12 protein-coding genes are annotated in these 17,354 nt (G+C 58.0%); 3 read left to right on the plus strand and 9 right to left on the minus strand.

What is annotated here, in order from left to right:
- Window positions 1-153: 153 nt before the first annotated feature.
- The 4 genes from KOE80_RS11415 to KOE80_RS11430 form a co-directional block, all read right to left on the minus strand.
- Window positions 154-2,958, minus strand: coding sequence for an autotransporter domain-containing protein (locus KOE80_RS11415; protein ID WP_226349176.1), 2,805 nt, complete (start codon window positions 2,956-2,958; stop codon window positions 154-156).
- Between the two features lie 419 nt (window positions 2,959-3,377).
- Complete coding sequence (locus KOE80_RS11420) at window positions 3,378-3,872, minus strand: HugZ family protein (RefSeq protein WP_226349177.1); 495 nt, start codon at window positions 3,870-3,872, stop codon at window positions 3,378-3,380.
- A 294-nt stretch (window positions 3,873-4,166) separates the two neighbouring features.
- A complete protein-coding gene (locus tag KOE80_RS11425) occupies window positions 4,167-8,108 on the minus strand; it encodes a DUF3683 domain-containing protein (RefSeq protein WP_226349178.1) in 3,942 nt (1,313 codons plus the stop codon).
- Window positions 8,109-8,254: 146 nt separating this feature from the next.
- Entirely contained in the window at window positions 8,255-8,797 is a 543-nt protein-coding gene (locus KOE80_RS11430) for a YqaA family protein (RefSeq protein WP_035270318.1), read from the minus strand.
- Between the two features lie 150 nt (window positions 8,798-8,947).
- Between KOE80_RS11430 and ilvA the strand changes: the two genes are divergently transcribed.
- The gene (gene ilvA, locus KOE80_RS11435; RefSeq protein WP_035270321.1) at window positions 8,948-10,456 is read left to right on the plus strand and encodes a threonine ammonia-lyase, biosynthetic; all 1,509 of its coding nucleotides are present in this window, start codon (window positions 8,948-8,950) and stop codon (window positions 10,454-10,456) included.
- Window positions 10,457-10,735: 279 nt separating this feature from the next.
- On the opposite strand, the gene KOE80_RS11440 is transcribed toward ilvA, so the two are convergent.
- The 5 genes from KOE80_RS11440 to phoB form a co-directional block, all read right to left on the minus strand.
- Complete coding sequence (locus KOE80_RS11440; protein WP_226349179.1) at window positions 10,736-11,749, minus strand: biotin-dependent carboxyltransferase family protein; 1,014 nt, start codon at window positions 11,747-11,749, stop codon at window positions 10,736-10,738.
- On the minus strand, window positions 11,746-12,444 hold the full coding sequence (gene pxpB / locus KOE80_RS11445; RefSeq protein WP_035270325.1) for a 5-oxoprolinase subunit PxpB: 699 nt from the start codon (window positions 12,442-12,444) through the stop codon (window positions 11,746-11,748). The genes KOE80_RS11440 and pxpB overlap by 4 nt, the downstream gene beginning before the upstream one ends.
- A gap of 2 nt (window positions 12,445-12,446) precedes the next feature.
- On the minus strand, window positions 12,447-12,878 hold the full coding sequence (locus KOE80_RS11450; protein WP_022983640.1) for a VOC family protein: 432 nt from the start codon (window positions 12,876-12,878) through the stop codon (window positions 12,447-12,449).
- Between the two features lie 80 nt (window positions 12,879-12,958).
- Window positions 12,959-14,257, minus strand: a complete 1,299-nt coding sequence (gene phoR, locus KOE80_RS11455; RefSeq protein ID WP_009458690.1) for a phosphate regulon sensor histidine kinase PhoR — start codon at window positions 14,255-14,257, stop codon at window positions 12,959-12,961.
- A gap of 4 nt (window positions 14,258-14,261) precedes the next feature.
- The gene (phoB, locus tag KOE80_RS11460) at window positions 14,262-14,972 is read right to left on the minus strand and encodes a phosphate regulon transcriptional regulator PhoB (RefSeq protein ID WP_035270329.1); all 711 of its coding nucleotides are present in this window, start codon (window positions 14,970-14,972) and stop codon (window positions 14,262-14,264) included.
- 257 nt (window positions 14,973-15,229) lie between these two features.
- On the opposite strand from phoB, the gene ubiE reads away from it, so the two are divergent.
- On the plus strand, window positions 15,230-16,000 hold the full coding sequence (ubiE, locus tag KOE80_RS11465; RefSeq protein WP_026484476.1) for a bifunctional demethylmenaquinone methyltransferase/2-methoxy-6-polyprenyl-1,4-benzoquinol methylase UbiE: 771 nt from the start codon (window positions 15,230-15,232) through the stop codon (window positions 15,998-16,000).
- A 213-nt stretch (window positions 16,001-16,213) separates the two neighbouring features.
- The gene (locus KOE80_RS11470) at window positions 16,214-17,206 is read left to right on the plus strand and encodes a Tim44 domain-containing protein (protein ID WP_026484475.1); all 993 of its coding nucleotides are present in this window, start codon (window positions 16,214-16,216) and stop codon (window positions 17,204-17,206) included.
- Window positions 17,207-17,354 lie beyond the last annotated feature (148 nt).

Genomic DNA, 17,354 nt, shown 5'->3' on the forward strand with positions numbered 1-17,354 from the left:
CCGTTTAATCCGGCAGTTATGGGCTGCTGTATTGTCGAGATCGTGTTCTTGTGGGGCCCCTGCCATGCACGCGCATCGCAGGGATTCTTGATGGCCGTCTGTTATGCCTGCCGCGGGATCGGCGGAACGCCAACCCCGCCTCGGGGCCTTAAATCAGAAGCGCACCTTCATGAATAGCGAGCCAGCATGGTCCTGATTACGACCAAACTGACCCTGGTAGTTCAAGCCAAAGGAGGTGCTTTTGCCGGCTTTCAGTTCAGCGCCCAATTCGGCGACAGCAGCATTTTTGGCGATAGGCGCGCCGCTGATGCGGAAGTTGCTGCCGGGCAGTGCGGCAAAGGCCAGTTCACGTTCGGGGGTGGTGTCGCCCAGGACATGACGCCAGCCTAAACCGGCACTCAAGGACAGCGTGGTTTTGGACAGATCCAGTTCCGTGGTGCCACGCAGACCCAGCGTCACGGTGCTCAGGTTCTGGCGTTGTGAGTCTCCGCGCAAAGCTGCCTGACCACCCGATTCGCTAAAGGAGCCGTGACGCAACTGGTGCCAGTTCACGCTGGCGTATGGTTCTACGCTGGAGTGGGGGCTGACGGGCACGCGGTAACCCAGTTGGGCAAAGGCCTGGATGCTGTGCGCTTTGTAATCAGCCTTCAGCGTTTCACTTTGGTGAATCGAAATCGAGCGTTCGCTGTCCAGGCTATGGCGGGTGTAAGCACCACCTGCCAGTAGATTCAGACTACCCGAACCCATTTCCCAAGCTCGCGTTCCGTACAGGGCGGCGCTGTAGCTGTTGCTGCGTGAGGTCTGACGGCGGTCATCCAGCTTGATGCGGTTTTCCAGGTAGCCCAGAGAGGCACCCATGCGCCAGCCTTGTTCGCCGATGGCGGTATCGCCACCCAGGAACAGGCCGCCCACCTTATGACGAACATCCTGGCTGTTGTCGTCACCGTCCAGATCGCGTTGTTGGTGAATCACTTCGGCCCACAAGACGGTGTCTTTGCCGTTTGTATTACGTGCGCCTGAGGCTTGTTTACCCAGGGTGCGGGGCAGCAGGTCGCTGTTGCTCAGCAGAGCCGAAGTAGTTCCTGCATGGATCTGACCTTGTAGCTGTTCCATATAGCCTGCCACACTGCCAGACTGGGCATTGAGCACCGTGTCATACAGTTCAGCCATCGCGGCTGGCGGTTGATCCGAGCCGGTATCCAGCGCGTTGGCCACGGCTTTCTGGTTCCCCGTATTGGCAAAGGTGGCAAACGGCGTGTCATTGCGCTTGATCAGCAAGGACAGGCTGGGGCCATAAAGCAGTGTGGGCGACAGGAAAGCCATGTCATAAGTGATGTGACTGTATTGACCAGTCACACCATTGGCCGCATCCAGAAAGGAATAGGCTACGTTCTGGCGAAAAGGGCCGCCGGCCAGTTTCAGCGTGCCGTCGATATGGGCGGCACCACCTACTACTAAACGATCGGTGGCACCTGCAGGGCCAACTTCCAGCTCATGCACCGAACCGGCATGGGCGGTGTAGTCACCGCTGACGGTCAAGGTGCCAACCGAATTACCTGGAGCCAGGGTGCCGTAGTTATCGACTTGAGCGACTGTACCGGCACCCCCCAAGGTGCCTTCGCGTTCCACTGTGACCGCAGAAGCCAAGGTGCCATTGACGGCCAGACGACCGCCGCTGACGGTGGTGTCGCCGGTATAGCTGTTATTGCCCGTCAGCTCCAGGGAGCCGGAACCGCGCTTATGCAGGCCGCCAGTGCCACTGATGTCATTGGCAAAGGTGGAGTTGTAGCCTAGCGTGTCTACATCGAACAGGCGGGTGAATTGCCCGGGTCCTTGTACGGCCTTGCCTATATTCATCAGGCCCCAGCCAAAAACGCTGGGGTCGCCCAGGTCAGTGGCGGTGGTCAGCAAGGTCTGCTGCAGGTGATACGCCGTGAAGTAGGGGAAGGCTTCCTTCACTAGCGCAGCACCGCCCGCGACGTGCGGTGAGGCCATGGAGGTGCCGCTAAAGGCGACATAGCCGCCAGAGGATTGGACCGAATTAATCCCTGGATTGTCGTCACCACCGGGGGCGGCCAGACACCACTCGGCTGCTACGCCGCACTTGTTCGCATAGGAGGCTAAAGATCCATCCTCGCCCAGAGCCGTCACGGCCAGCCAGTTATCTTTCAGTTCAGGAAACCAGTAGGGGGAGCCTGCCAGCAGGTCAGGGTGGTCCTGTGATTCATTGCCGGTGGCAAAGACCATCAGGGAGCCTGCGTCTACGCTGTTATGGAAAGCCTCGATCGCCAGTGGCTGCCAATCCAGTACGCCTTCAGGCGAGCCATAGTCCAAGACATTGCAAGGTGGTGGGGAACTGGCATCGTTGCAACCATTGACGCCCAGGCTGCTGTTGATGATGGGCAGTTTGAACTGTGCCAGATAGTTCCAGCCTCGGGAGGCAACGCGGTCAAATGCGGCGGCTTGTTCGCGTGGGTCCGGTTCATAAGGATCGTTGCCAAGCATGTCATCATCATCGTCTTCTCTCGCATCGTAGGCGACCGCAAAGAGCTGACTGTTGAAGGCGACACCGTGCATGCCTTTGCCGTCGCGACGTGCGCCAATAATGCCCGCAACGTGGCTGCCATGACCTGCTGGAGGATCGGCGTCTATGCCTTGGCCGTTGGCATAGGGGGTATCCGTGTTGAAGTCAAAGCCGCCCGCAATGGCACCCGCAAACTCCGGGTGTTTGGCTTCAATTCCCGAGTCCAGATAGCCGACCGTCACGCCCTTGCCCGTAAAGCCCAGCGAGTAGGCTTTGGCCGCATTGATCATGTCCAGGCCAGGCTGGCGTTTGTATTCTTTAGTACGCCATTGCTCCAATGAGCTGTCTGCTTGCGCATGGGCAAGGCCAGGTAAAGTCAGGCTCAGCAAGGCCATCTGCACCAGCACATAGGTGCTGCGTTTCTTGTTCGACATCTCTCCCTCTCCTGGGTGATTTTCTCTGTGTGGCGGCAACGTGTTGCGAGGTCGTGTTGTCGAGTCCTTGCGTGCCATTTAACGTCGTAGCTGTTGAATCTTATAGCGGCCAAATTTACGTTTTGTCATGCTTGGCGTTTGAAACACACGAAAACGGACGAGTGCACCGGAAGGGCAAGGAGAAGGAGTGGCGATTTCTCTGGTCAGAAAGGCGTTTAATGAGTGATCTGTTTTCTTTGTCTGGAAATCAGTTGGTGACGACTTTGTTGCAGGGTCTGCAACATTTTGGGTGCAGGCCGGGGCTTGTAAGGGGCGAAGGCTTACCTGTTTGTCGTTGTATTAAGGTGCTTTGACGTGGTGAAGGCTGGAGCACAGATCCAGCGCTTCCAAGGCTTGCTGCGATTGCGAACTCGGGGACTTCAACCGGCCACAGGCTCTGCCAGCAAGGCACGCACTAGCTCAGGTTTCAAGGTTCGTGCCGCCGCAAACCCGGCAATATGGCGCACCCTGACCAGATCCAGAGCGAAGAAATGAAAGTCCGTAAAGCTGCTTAGAAATTCCATATCGGGAAAACGGGCGGTATAGGCTCCTTTGGCCTGTTCCCAGTCGGGCTGCTCGCGCTCCAGTTTGCGGGCCTTCATTTGGAAGGTGACGCGGGGCAAGTCATGGACAGCATCCTGGCCATGCTCGCTTTGGCTGACCATCAGGCTGGCATCGGGACGTTGCAGCAAATAACGGGTGTGAGCCGCCATTTCGCTGATGTGGATGATGATGCTGGCTTGTTCGGGGCAGATCGCAAAAGGGACGCGAGAGACCACCGGCAAGCCCTGATTGCTGAGTGTGCCCAAAGACGCAGTGCGTTCGCTGCGGAGCAGGGCCTGCAGGCTGTTTAGCAATGGATCATCAACAGACATAAAGACACCTATTCTGAAAAAGCTTCCATACTGCGGTTGGGACTTCATTCGTCCCTAAGGGAGTTTCCTTGGGCTGCTCCGCAGAAAAATCTCCGCGCAGCCCCTTTGCTTTATTGCTATCCGAGTGGCGCTTCTGGGGGAGGGCCTGGCGATGAATAGCGATCACGCTGAGCTTTCTCCCCACCAAGGGGCATTTTTATCCTGGAGCAGTCCAGCGGTAAAAGATACTTGCTCACCCCTTACAAAACAGGCCGACATAAAGCCGGCCTGTTCAGGGGGAGTGATGCGTATGGTTTACACCAGAACGCGCTCAATACCACCGTCGTTGGCACGGCGTACGTAGTCCGCCATCCAGTTCTCGCCCAGCATGTGCTTGGCCATTTCCACCACGATGTAATCCGCATCCATCTTGGTTTCGTCCTCGTAGCGGGACAAACCTTGCAGGCAGGACGGACAGGAGGTCAGCACTTTGACTTCGCCCTGGAAACCATCGGCACGGACGGTGTCCTGGTTCTTTTGCAGTTCTTCGTGCTTGCGGAAACGGATTTGCGTGGAAATATCCGGACGCGACACCGCCAGCGTGCCCGACTCGCCACAGCAGCGGTCTGCCTTGATGGTGCTGTCGCCCACCAGGGATTTGACCGTTTTCATGGGGTCTTGCAGCTTCATGGGGCTGTGGCAAGGGTCGTGGTACATGTAGCGCACGCCTTGCACGTCTTCCAGCTTCAAGCCTTTTTCCAGCAGGTATTCGTGGATGTCGATCAGGCGGCAGCCAGGGAAGATCTTGTCGAATTCATAGCCTGCCAACTGGTCGTAACAGGTACCACAGCTGACCACCACGGTTTTGATATCCAGGTAGTTCAAGGTGGTGGCCATGCGGTGGAACAGCACGCGATTATCGGTAATGATTTTCTCGGCCTTGTCGCTTTGACCGCTGCCGCGCTGTGGGTAGCCACAGCACAGGTAGCCAGGAGGCAGAACCGTCTGCACGCCGACATGCCAGAGCATGGCTTGAGTAGCCAGACCCACTTGCGAGAACAGACGCTCCGAACCACAGCCGGGGAAGTAGAACACGGCTTCCGAATCCACGGAGGTGGCTTCAGGGTTACGGATGATAGGTACGTAATCCGAGTTCTCGATATCCAGCAATTTACGGGCAGTCTGCTTGGGCAGGCCGCCGGGCATCTTGCGGTTGATGAAGTGGATGACCTGTTCGCGGATTGGTGCCTTGCCGATGGTGGCAGGGGGAGCGCTGACCTGTTTGCGAGCAGGGACAGCCAGCAGATTGTGCACCGCACGCTGGGCCTTATAGCCCACTTCAATCATGGCGGTACGAGTGGCCTTGATGACGCGCGGGTCCTTGGCGTTCAGGAAGAACATGGCCGCAGCCGAGCCCGGATTGAAGGACTTCTTGCCCATGCGGTTCAGTAAGGAGCGCATTTCCATGGACACATCGCCAAAGTCGATGTCCACCGGACAGGGGTTGTAGCACTTGTGGCACAAGGTGCAGTGGTCGCCTACGTCTTCAAACTCTTCCCAATGCTTCAGGCTGATCCCGCGACGTGTTTGCTCTTCGTACAGGAAGGCTTCGATCAGCAGGGAGGTGGCCAGGATCTTGTTGCGGGGCGAGTACAGCAGGTTGGCGCGTGGCACGTGGGTGGCACAGACCGGTTTGCACTTGCCGCAACGCAAGCAATCCTTGATGGCATGGGAGATGGAGCCGATTTCGCTGCGTTGCATGATCAGCGATTCGTGGCCCAGCAGGTTGAAGCTGGGGGTCCAGGCGCGGCTCAAGTCCGCACCGGGCATCAGCTTGCCAGCGTTGAAGTGGTTGTTCGGGTCCACTTCGCGCTTGTAGTTCTGGAAGGGATCCAGCTCCTCCTGCGTCAGGAACTCGTACTTGGTCAGGCCAATACCGTGCTCACCGGAAATCACGCCGTCCAGACCGCGCGCGATTTGCATGATGCGGGCTACGGTGACATTGGCTTGTTGCAGCATGCCGTAGTCGTCCGAGTTCACGGGGATGTTGGTGTGTACGTTACCGTCACCGGCGTGCATGTGCAGCGCCACAAACACACGGCTTTTCAGCACACGGTCATGAATGGCTTGCAGTTCGGTCAGCACGGCTGCGCAGTCGGCGCCGGGGAAAATATGTTCCAGGTTTTCGCGGATCTCGCTCTTCCAGGAGGTGCGGATCGTGTGATCTTGCAGCAGCTGGAAAATCGAGGTGTTCGGGTCTTCTTGCAGACGGGCCTCGATCGCGGCGCTATCCAGCGGCACACCAATCTCGGCCAGATCAGCTTGCGAGTCTTTCAGCGGCTTGTCCAGATTGTCCTGCAGCCACTGCCAGCGCTGGCGCACATCGCGCACGATCTGCAGGGCGTCGTGACGGCGCTCGTCCAGAATCTCTTCGCGTGTGTGCTCGGCGTCGTTGTGATCTTCGATCTTGCCTACGGGCAGATCGCCTTGCAGGAAGTCTTCCAGTTCACGGGTCAAGCGCAGCTTGTTGTCCGTAGACAGTTCAATATTGATACGTTCGATTTCTTCGGTGTACTCACCCATGCGGCGCAGGGGGATCACCACGTCTTCGTTGATCTTGAAGGCGTTGGTGTGACGGGCAATGGCGGCGGTGCGGGAGCGGTCGGCCCAGAACTTCTTGCGGGCTTCAGCGCTGACGGCTACAAAACCTTCACCGGAGCGGCCATTGGCCAGACGCACCACTTCAGAGGCAGCTGTGGCCACGGCATCGGGATCGTCGCCCACGATGTCGCCAATCAGGACCATCTTGGGCAGGCCGTCGCGCTTGCTCTTGGTGGCATAGCCCACCGCACGCAGATAGCGTTCGTCCAGGTGTTCCAGACCGGCCAGAATGGCGCCGATGCGCTTGCCTTCGCCGTTCAGGTAGTCAATGACTTCCACAATGGAGGGCACGGCCTGTTTGGCCTGGCCGAAAAATTCCATACAGACGGTGCGTGTATGCGCCGGCATGCGGTGCAGCACCCAGCGGGCCTGCGTGATCAGGCCATCACAGCCTTCTTTCTGAATACCGGGTAAACCTGCCAGGAATTTGTCGGTAACGTCTTTACCCAGGCCTTCCTTGCGAAAGCGCCGCCCCTCAATGTGCAGGGTTTCGCTGCGCAGCAACTGCGCGCCGGGAGCGTAACGGCCATCAAACCATTTTACTTCAAAGTGGGCCATTTCCACGTCGTGGATCTTGCCCATATTGTGTTCAAGACGGGTCACTTCCAGCCAGTTGCCCTGGGCATCGACCATGCGCCACCAGGCGAGGTTATCCAGTGCAGTACCCCACAGCACGGCTTTCTTGCCGCCTGCGTTCATGGCGATATTGCCGCCCACACAGGAGGCATCGGCCGAGGTCGGGTCTACCGCAAACACGGCACCGGCGGCTTCGGCAGCGTCAGCCACACGACGAGTCACTACGCCAGCACCCGTCAGAATGGTGGTGACGGGCTCGGACATGCCGGGCAACGTGGTTTGTTCAGGCTTGCCAATGGCATCCAGCTTTTCGGTGTTGATGACAACCGAGCGCCAGCTAAGTGGAATGGCACCGCCGGTGTAACCGGTACCACCCCCACGCGGGATGATGGTCAGCTTCAGTTCGATACAGGCGCGCACCAGTGCGGCCATCTCGTTTTCGTGATCGGGGGTGAGCACGACAAAGGGATATTCCACACGCCAGTCGGTGGCGTCTGTCACGTGCGAGACGCGCGACAGGCCATCAAACTTGATGTTGTCCTTGGCGGTCAGGCGCGACAGGGAGCGCACAATTTTCTGACGCAACTCGCGGGTATCGGTAAATTCTTGTTCAAACGCGGCTACTGCACCCCGAGCAGCGTGCAACAGGCGCAGAACCTTGGCATCGCGATCGGGCACGGCGCTGTCGCGGCGCTGGTCAATCTCGTTCAAGCGATGGTTCAGGGCCTCGATCAGTTGATGCTGGCGCTTGGGATTGTCCAGCAGATCGTCCTGCAGATAGGGGTTGCGCTTGACGACCCAGATATCACCCAGCACTTCAAACAACATGCGTGCGGAGCGGCCGGTGCGGCGTTCGGAGCGTAGCTCGGACAGCTTTTCCCAGGCCTCTTCACCCAGCAGTCGCAGGATAATTTCCCGGTCTGAGTACGAAGTGTAGTTGTAGGGGATTTCACGCAGGCGCGGCGTGTCGTTGTTGCGTGCCTGGGCAGCCAGGTGCTTGCTTGCAATGGGGGCGTTCATGGCGATAGTTGGCAAGGCCCGTCAAGGGCGGCTCAGCGAGGAGCAGATAGGCAAAAGACAAGTGTATACGAATCGTAGCCGGGCTGCCCCCTTACTACAGGGCCAAGTCAGGGTTAAGGGGGCGTTTGCGGCCAGTTTGCTGCAAATTACCAACCCAATTTGGGGAAAATCCACAGCAGACCAGCGGTCATGGTGATATAGCGCGCCAGTTTTCCCACCGCCATGTAAAACACGCTGGGCCAAAATGGCAGGCGTAGCCAACCGGCTACGGCACACAGGGGGTCGCCTACCACGGGTAGCCAGGACAAGAGCAGGGCGGGCGGTCCCATGCGGGTCAGCCAGCGCTGCCCCAGCTCGTGCCAGCGGCCTGCTGCCTTGTTCTTGGGAGTTGCGCCGTCTTCTGTGTGTTGCGGGTGCTTCTCGCGCCAGGCTTCGTAGGCTTTCTCGGCGCCCAGACCCATGGCATAGCTGATGGCCCCACCTGCCGTATTACCCACAGTGGCAACCAGCACGGCGGGCCAGAACATATGTGGAGCCAGATTGATATAGGCGAATACGGCGGGTTCCGAACCCAGGGGGAGCAGGGTAGCCGAGACCAGGCTGATGATGAAAATGGCGCTCAAGCCCACTTCGGGCAGAGAGAGGGCGGCCAAGAGCCACGAAATAAGATCAGAGATCCAGGCTTGCATAAGTAAAGTGGACGGGTTTTGTAGGGAATAATGGACGCCAGTTAGGGCATCCGCCTATGGTATTCTGTTTTTCTTTTCCGGTGAGCGGTCTCAGGCAGGGGCCTGCGGCTGGCCTTGGTGGCAAAACCGGTTGTTATTAAAAGCTGAGTCATGTCGAACGATTACCTAAAGCGCATTCTGACCTCGAAAGTGTACGATGTTGCCATCGAAACACCACTTGAACCCGCTCCCCAGGTATCGGCACGAATTAGTAACACGGTCCTGCTCAAGCGCGAAGACTATCAACCTGTTTTTAGCTTCAAGCTGCGCGGTGCCTATAACAAGATGGCCAATCTGTCGGCCGCGGAATTAAAACGGGGTGTATTGGCCGCTTCGGCGGGTAACCACGCGCAAGGCGTGGCCATGGCAGCGCGCAAGCTGGGTTGCCGTGCCGTTATCGTCATGCCAACCACCACCCCGCAAGTGAAAATTGATGGTGTACGTAATCTGGGCGGCGAAGTGGTCCTGGTGGGCGAGAGCTATTCGGATTCCTACCAGCACGCTCTGGAACTGCAAAAGAACGAAGGCCTGACTTTTGTGCACCCTTTTGACGATCCTGATGTGATTGCCGGGCAGGGCACCGTGGCCATGGAAATTCTGCAACAGCACCCCGGTCCGATTGAAGCGGTCTTTGTCGCGATTGGCGGCGGCGGTCTGGCGGCGGGCGTGGCCACATACATCAAGTCCTTGCGTCCTGAAATCAAAGTGATCGGCGTACAGACCGAAGATTCCTGTGCCATGGTGCGCAGTATCAAGGCCGGGCGTCGTGTGAATTTGTCGGACGTGGGCCTGTTCTCTGACGGTACTGCCGTCAAGCAGGTGGGCTCCGAAACTTTCCGTCTGGTGCGTCAGTATGTGGATGATTTTGTCATCGTGGATACGGACGCGATTTGTGCGGCTATCAAAGATGTGTTTCAGGACTCGCGTAGCGTGCTGGAACCGGCGGGTGCCCTGGCTTTGGCGGGTGCCAAGCGCTACGCTGCTCAAAACAAGCTCAAGAACAAGACCCTGATTGCGGTCACGTCCGGCGCGAACATGAACTTTGACCGTATGCGCATGGTGGCGGATCGTGCAGATGTGGGTCAGGCTCGTGAAGCTTTGTTCGCCCTGACGATCCCCGAGGCAAAAGGCAGCTTCCGCCGCCTGTGCGATGCCCTGGGCACTCGCTCGGTGACGGAGTTCAACTACCGCATGTCCAATCCTGAAAAGGCGCATGTCTTTGTGGGTATGTCGATTTCCTCGGAAGCGGAGATCGAAAAGCTGGAAGAGCGTTTCGTGAAGAAAGGCTTTGGTACCTTGAACCTGACGGGCAACGAACTGGCCAAGACCCACGTACGTCATATGGTGGGTGGGGTGTCCAGCCAGGCTACGGACGAAGTCCTGCTGCGGTTCGAGTTTCCAGAGCGCCCCGGTGCTTTGCGTAAATTCCTGTCCAGCATGAACCAGGACTGGAATATCAGCTTGTTCCACTACCGGAATCAGGGTGATGACTACGGTCGTATTCTGATTGGAATCCAGGTGCCGCCTTCCGATAAAAAGGAATTCAAGGCTTTCCTGGGCAATCTGGGTTACCCGCACTGGGACGAAACGGATAACCCGGCTTACAAGCTGTTTTTGTAAGTCTATGGACGGCGCACGGCATTCGCTGTCTTGCGTCAGACCAAATGAAAACACCTCGCTTGAAAAAGCGAGGTGTTTTTTATTGGGGCTTGAATGTGGTGGCTGTCGTTGGAGCCGTATTGAGCCTGGGAGCCAAGAGCAGTGGGTGTTTGCTCCTGAGTTCGTCATGGGGGATTGGTTCAAGCCGCCTTACTGCCTTTGCGGCCTGATGGCCTGTTTGGCCATACGAATGTGCGATAAGGCCAGATGCCCGTTAGTACGGTGGTGTCTTAACACGCTCTATGCCACACACTGTTTTAGAGCCTGCCGCAAAGGTTCCAGGCTGTCATTCAGACGTGCAAAAGCCTGCTCCTGACGGGCAGCCAGTGCATGGGCCTGTTCTACCGTCACCACTTCAAAACTCAGATTCTGACCGGGCAAGCGCTGGGCAACTTGAGCCAGATCCACGCTGATGACTTGTCCGATGCGTGGATAGCCGCCTGTAGTTTGCCGGTCTGCCATCAACACAATGGGCTGGCCATCGTTGGGGACTTGAATCGTGCCAAAGCAGGTGGGGGCGGACAGCAGTTCTTTTGGCGACTTGCGCTGCAAGGGCTGGCCTTCCAGGCGATAGCCCATGCGTTCTGAAGCCGGGCTGATGCGGTAGTTTTGGCTTTGGAACAGTTCCAGTGATTCGTCGGTAAACAAATCGGCCTGATCCAGCATGACGCGCAGGCGTTCCCGTGGAGCCAGGGCCAGGGCGGCGGGCATGTAAATGCGCAGCTCATCCAGCTCGGCTTGCAGACGGTTCAAGGTCGTTTCGTCATTGGGTAGTGGTCGAGCCAATGCGATCTGGTCGCCTTTCTTCAAGGCGCGGCCTTCAAAGCCGCCCAAACCGACTCGCATATGCGTGCTTTGACTGCCCAGCAAGGATTCGACCTGAAAGCCGCCGTAAACAGACAGGTAGCTACGGGCACCTTGGCCGGGTTTGGCGGACTGCATCGTCAGGGTTTGTCCGGCACGCGCCAGAGTAGGGCGCAGGACCGCCACGGGCTGGCCGTCCAGGCTGGCGTTCATGTCCGCGCCCGTCAGGACAAACAGGGCGGGTTCTGCAAAGCTCAGGCTGGGGCCTTGCACCGTGATTTCCAGGCTGGCCAGATCCTGCTCTGCGGCATTGCCTGCCAGCAAATGGGCCAGTCGGTGGGCACGTTCGTCCATGGCACCGCTGGGCGAAACCCCCAGGTGCTGATGTCCATAACGGCCTCGGTCTTGCAGGCTGCTCATCATGCCTGGTTTGAGGATATGCACCGTCATGCGGGTGTCCAGTGATCAAACTGCTCGTGAGGCAGAGGCACAAAGCGCACTTGGTCGCCGGGGGCGAGCAGGGCGGCGGGCGAGCGCCGGGCATCGAATAAATTAACCGGCGAGCGGCCAATCAGATGCCAGCCGCCGGGGGATTCGTTGGGGTAAATAATGGTTTGCTGGTTCGCAATGGCGACCGAGCCTTTGGGCAGCACGGTACGTGGTGTGGCGCGGCGCGGCACATTCAGTTGCTCGGGCAAGATGCCCATATAGGGAGCGCCGGGGGCAAAGCCCACCATGAATACCAGTTGCACCTGGCTGCTGTGCAGTTCGATGACTTGTTCCTGGCTTAGCCCCAATTGCTCGGCAATGGCAGGCAGGTCCGGACCGAAGAGGCCGCCGTAGCACACGGGAACATCTACCAGTGCGCCGGGAGCGGCCTGGTCCTGGCTGGCATCCAGCTCGGCCAGGGCTTGATGAACATAGTCGTGCAAACGAGCAAGCTGGTCGCTGCTGCCATCCGGGTAAAAGTGGATGGCGACTGCGGTAAAGCTGGGGACCAGATCACGGACACAGGCGGGGGCGTGGTCGCGCAGCAAGCGGGCGGCGCGAGTACAGCGCAAACCGGTGTCCAGAGAAAGCGTGCCGCTGAACTGCACTAGCAGACAGCGGTCGCCTTGCTCGTTAAGTTGCCAGGATTTGTGCATCTTTATTTGGCGAAAAGCGAATCCAGGCTATTGAAGGCCTTGAACTCCAAGGCGTTGCCCGAAGGGTCCATGAAGAACATGGTGGCCTGTTCGCCGGGCTCGCCCTTGAAACGGATATAAGGTTCGATAACGAATTTGGTGCCAGCGGCAACCAGCTTGTCAGCCAGGGTCTGCCAGGTGGGCATGTCCAGCACGACGCCAAAGTGGCGCACGGGCACATTATGGGCATCCACCGCGCTGGTGGCGTTGCTGCCACACTCTGAAGGGGCCAGATGAGCCACGATCTGGTGGCCGTAGAAGTTGAAGTCAATCCACTGATCCGAGGATCGGCCTTCGGGACAGCCCAGTGTCTGTCCGTAGAACTGGCGTGCAACGGCCAGATCATGGACCGGAAAAGCCAGGTGGAAAGGGCGCAGCTCGTTGGTATGGGACATGCTTGGCTCCTGTGCGGCATAAGGCCGCCAACGTGGTCTTCAGAGCCGTTTATTGTAGGGCCAATATGGCCCCACATGTTCTAGCTGTCCTGGAGTCGAACCCGGCTCTTGGGGAAACGCAACATAAACACGCTGCCCACACCCAGACGGCTCTGGATTTGCAGGTCGGCGTTATGTCGCACGATGATGTGTTTGGTGATGGCCAGGCCCAGACCCGTACCGCCAGTGGAGCGGGAACGGCCCTTGTCTACGCGGTAAAAGCGTTCGGTCAGGCGGGGAATATCCTGGGCGGCAATACCGATGCCCGTGTCTTGCACCGAATAACAGGCCTCACCATTGTCATTCAGATACCAGCGCACGGTGATGGTGCCATCCTTTGGGGTATAGCGCACCGCGTTGGTAATCAGGTTGGAGACAGCCGAGCTCAGTTCGGTTTCCATGCCCTGAATGGCAATGCGAGGGTCCAGATCTGTGACAAAGCTATGCTGGCCGCCAGAAATAGCCTCGCCTTGTTTCAGCGCGCTTTCAATCAACTGGCTGACCTGTACTGTCTCCCCTTCCACTGTGGGTGAGGATTCCAGCGTGGATAAGGTCAGCAAGTCGGACACAATCGACTGCATGTGGCGGGTCTGCTCCAGCATCATCTGCTCGTAGCGTTGACGCTGTTCCAAAGGCAAGCTTTCGGGCGGCATGTCCTGCAGAGTTTCCAGAAAACCCAGCAAGACGGTAAGTGGTGTGCGCAGTTCATGGGAGACATTGGCCACAAAGTCCTTGCGGGTGGTCTCCAGCATTTCCACCTGGGTGACATCACGCGTCACGATCAGGAACTGGCCCAGGCCATAAGGGGTTAATTGCAGCAGCAAGGAGCGCTCACGTCCGTCTTTGCTCAGATGCAGCAGCAAAGGTCCATCCCATTGAGGCTGACGGGCGTAACGAGAAAACTCGGGTTCGCGCAGGATATTGAAGATGCTGTGATGGCGGTCCGTGGCCAGATTCAGGCCTATGTGCTCACAGGCGGTCTGGTTGCACCATTGCAGTTCCATCTCCCCATTCAGGGTAATGGCACCGTCGGGCAGGGCCTCGGCGGCCATCATGATGCCGTCTACGTAACGATTCAGATCCTGAATTTCCTGGCGATCACGGCGCAGTTGGCGGTAGATGGGAGCCAGAATGGCGTCCCAGGGGCCAACCGCGGGGGGCGGAGGATCATTCAGGTTGCGGGTCCAGCGTTCAACGCGGGAAAGCTGCAGGGTGCTGATGACAACCAGCAATAACAGGCCACCACAAAACAAGGCCAGACCGGTGAATGGCCCTAGCCACCAGCCGATCAAGCTGCCCAACAGGGCCCAGATAACAATAGACGTAAATATGCTGAACATGGGATCAGGCGGTCGGCGCCTTTTCCAGTGGGGAAAGGGCAAAACGATAGCCCGAGCCACGAATCGTTTCAATATGTTTGTCGTGTCCGCTCGGTTCCAGCGCCTTGCGCAAGCGACGAATGTGCACGTCTACTGTACGTTCTTCCACAAATACGTGGTCGCCCCACACCTGGTCCAGCAACTGGGAGCGGGTGAATACGCGTTCGGTGTGTGTCATGAAGAAATGCAGCAGACGGAACTCGGTAGGCCCGATGGTCAGCGCCATGCCCTGGCTGGACAGACGGTGCGTGCTGGGGTCCAACTGCAGGTTGCCAATGGAGATCACATCGTCAGTTAGCTGGGGAGCGCGGCGGCGCAACACGGCCTTGATGCGGGCAATCAGTTCTTTGGGCGAGAAAGGCTTGGTGATGTAATCGTCCGCACCGGCTTCCAGGCCATCGACCTTGTCCTGTTCCGAGCCTTTGGCGGTCAGCATGATGACCGGAATATGACGGGTACGTTCGTCCGAGCGCAGTTTGCGGGCCAGATTGATGCCCGAGGAGCCGGGCAGCATCCAGTCCACCAGAATCAAATCAGGCAGTTCCGCGCGAATGAGGATCTGGGCTTGTTCGGCATCGAAGGCGCGCAGCACTTTATGGCCGGCAAAAGACAGATTGACAGAGATCAGTTCCTGGATCGCAGGCTCATCTTCCACGACTAATATGCTTGTACTCATTGTTAGCTTCAGACTGGTCCGATAAAAAATAATAGAGGGTCAGGCTGGCTGTCTGTATTGTGCTTGGGCGCGGGGCCTGCTGTTGCCATCAGGCGGCTCAAGGGCAATACGGCAGGCGCTTCAAATCCCTGACTGCACGTAATAGCGCCATCATATGGCGTTAATGTTTCAGGTTTGTGAACGTGTAAAAAAGGGGAGCACCCAGCGAGCCGGATTTTCGTTTCTGTACCGGGAAATCTGCGTTACGATTATGCACTATGGAAAAACAGCGTCCTCAAACCTCCTCCGCCCAGAACGCCGATACGCACTTCGGTTTTCAAACCGTGGCCGAAAACGAAAAAGCGGGCAAAGTAGCCCAGGTTTTTCATTCGGTGGCTAACAACTACGACATTATGAACGATCTGATGTCGGGCGGCCTGCACCGTATCTGGAAAGCCTTCACGATCGGTCGCGCAGCAGTGCGTCCCGGCATGAAAGTGCTGGATATTGCCGCGGGTACGGGTGATTTGACCAAGACTTTTGCGCGTCAGGCTGGTGCGGACGGCGAGGTCTGGCATACCGATATCAATAGTTCCATGTTGCGCGTGGGTCGTGATCGTCTGCAGGACAAGGGCATCATCACGCCCGTTACGGTCTGTGATGCCGAGCACCTGCCTTTTCCTGACGGCTATTTTGATCGTGTCTCGGTGGCCTTTGGTTTGCGCAATATGACGCACAAAGACCGCGCGCTGGCTGAAATGAAGCGGGTGTTGCGTCCGGGCGGCAAATTGCTGGTGCTGGAGTTTTCCCGCGTGGCCAAGCCCTTGCAGGCCCCGTATGACTGGTATTCCTTCAATATCCTGCCCCGTATTGGCAAGTTTGTGGCCAAGGACGAGGAAAGCTACCGCTATCTGGCTGAATCCATTCGCATGCACCCCGATCAGGAAACCCTGGCCGACATGATGCGCGAAGTGGGCCTGGAGCGCGTGCAGTATTTCAATCTGACAGCCGGCGTGGCCGCGCTGCATGAAGGCATCCGCCTGGATTGATGCCGGGCGTTCCCTCTCTATATACAGCGGCACCTTTAGGTGCCGTTCGTTTTTTGTCTGTAATGAACGGTAAAAAAAACATGGTGCATGAGAACTTGTCATGTTAATGTTCAGCTTATCGTAAGTTTTCTTGAATAATCGACTGGGATGGCATGGCCGGGGGCGTCAAAACCCTGTGTGTTAAACGCTTGTTCTGGTCAGGAGTTTGTGACTATGTCTGGACGGCTTTCTCGTTATTTCATGGCCGCTGTATTGGCTTTTAGCACCGGCGCCTTGCTGACCGTTTCTTATGATGCGGAAGCACGACGCATGGGTGGTGGCTCCAGTTTTGGCCGCCAATCCTCCAACATCACCAGCAACCGCTCGGCAGCGACGCCTCCTGCTGCAGCGAATAACGCGACTCGCTCGGCTACGCCTGCTGCGGGTGCCGCTGCTGCCGGTACGGCTGCGGCTGGTACCGCTGCCAAGTCGGGCATGTCCCGCTTCCTGGGCCCGATCGCCGGCATCGCCGCTGGTCTGGGTATTGCCGCCTTGCTGTCCAGCATGGGTCTGGGCGGTGCTTTCCTGGAAATGATGTCCAGCCTCTTGCTGATCGGTCTGGTGATCTTCGCCGTTCTGTTCATCGTGCGTCGTCTGCGTGGCTCGGCCGCTCGTCCTGCCATGCAACAGGCCGGTGGCCAGTCCATGATGCGCAATGCTGATCCTGCTCCCAGCCCATGGAAGCAGCCCCAAGCTGCGCCAGCCCCTATGCCTGCTGCCGCTCCAGCTGCTCAGCCTGCTGCCGCCGCCGCTGTTCCAGCGCCGCCTGTAGACGAAAGCTGGTTCATCCCCGGTGATTTCGACACGCCTACGTTCCTGGCCAATGCCAAGACCCAGTTCGTGGAAATCCAGAAACTGTGGGACAAGGGCGACGTGGAACAACTGCGTACCTTCCTGACCGACGACCTGCTCAAGGAAGCCGCTCCTCAAATCGCTCAGCGCCAAGGCGAGAACGTGACTCAAGTGGTACTGCTCAATGCAGAGCTGCTGGGTATCGAAAAAGTAGCCGACGGCCACCTGGCCAGCGTGCGCTACTCCGGTATGCTGCGTGAAGAAGTGGGTGCAGAGGCTTTCCGCTTTGAGGAAGTCTGGAATCTGTTCAAGGCCGACGGCGCAGGCTGGCTGCTGGCTGGTATTCAGCAGATCCCGGTTGACCCCAACGCTTGATCTCTATCTATACAGACAGCCGCCTTCTTACCCAGGCGGCTGTTCTGTTATGAGCGCACCCGTTTCGCTGTGATCCCATCTGCCCGTGTTCCTGTCGCCCTGTACATCCGGCCGTGTCTGTGTCGGGTTAAACTGGCTGTTTTAATTG

This window comes from Alcaligenes sp. 13f, from assembly GCF_020496585.1.
In the GTDB taxonomy this organism is placed as follows: Bacteria; Pseudomonadota; Gammaproteobacteria; order Burkholderiales; family Burkholderiaceae_B; genus Alcaligenes; species Alcaligenes phenolicus.

Excerpts from the sequence above, each read along its gene's own strand:
- KOE80_RS11415 (WP_226349176.1), bottom strand. The coding sequence starts at position 2,958 with ATGTCGAACAAGAAACGCAGCACCTATGTGCTGGTGCAGATGGCCTTG.
- KOE80_RS11420 (WP_226349177.1), bottom strand. The coding sequence starts at position 3,872 with ATGTCTGTTGATGATCCATTGCTAAACAGCCTGCAGGCCCTGCTCCGC.
- KOE80_RS11425 (WP_226349178.1), bottom strand. The coding sequence starts at position 8,108 with ATGAACGCCCCCATTGCAAGCAAGCACCTGGCTGCCCAGGCACGCAAC.
- KOE80_RS11430 (WP_035270318.1), bottom strand. The coding sequence starts at position 8,797 with ATGCAAGCCTGGATCTCTGATCTTATTTCGTGGCTCTTGGCCGCCCTC.
- ilvA (WP_035270321.1), top strand. The coding sequence starts at position 8,948 with ATGTCGAACGATTACCTAAAGCGCATTCTGACCTCGAAAGTGTACGAT.
- KOE80_RS11440 (WP_226349179.1), bottom strand. The coding sequence starts at position 11,749 with ATGACGGTGCATATCCTCAAACCAGGCATGATGAGCAGCCTGCAAGAC.
- pxpB (WP_035270325.1), bottom strand. The coding sequence starts at position 12,444 with ATGCACAAATCCTGGCAACTTAACGAGCAAGGCGACCGCTGTCTGCTA.
- KOE80_RS11450 (WP_022983640.1), bottom strand. The coding sequence starts at position 12,878 with ATGTCCCATACCAACGAGCTGCGCCCTTTCCACCTGGCTTTTCCGGTC.
- phoR (WP_009458690.1), bottom strand. The coding sequence starts at position 14,257 with ATGTTCAGCATATTTACGTCTATTGTTATCTGGGCCCTGTTGGGCAGC.
- phoB (WP_035270329.1), bottom strand. The coding sequence starts at position 14,972 with ATGAGTACAAGCATATTAGTCGTGGAAGATGAGCCTGCGATCCAGGAA.
- ubiE (WP_026484476.1), top strand. The coding sequence starts at position 15,230 with ATGGAAAAACAGCGTCCTCAAACCTCCTCCGCCCAGAACGCCGATACG.
- KOE80_RS11470 (WP_026484475.1), top strand. The coding sequence starts at position 16,214 with ATGTCTGGACGGCTTTCTCGTTATTTCATGGCCGCTGTATTGGCTTTT.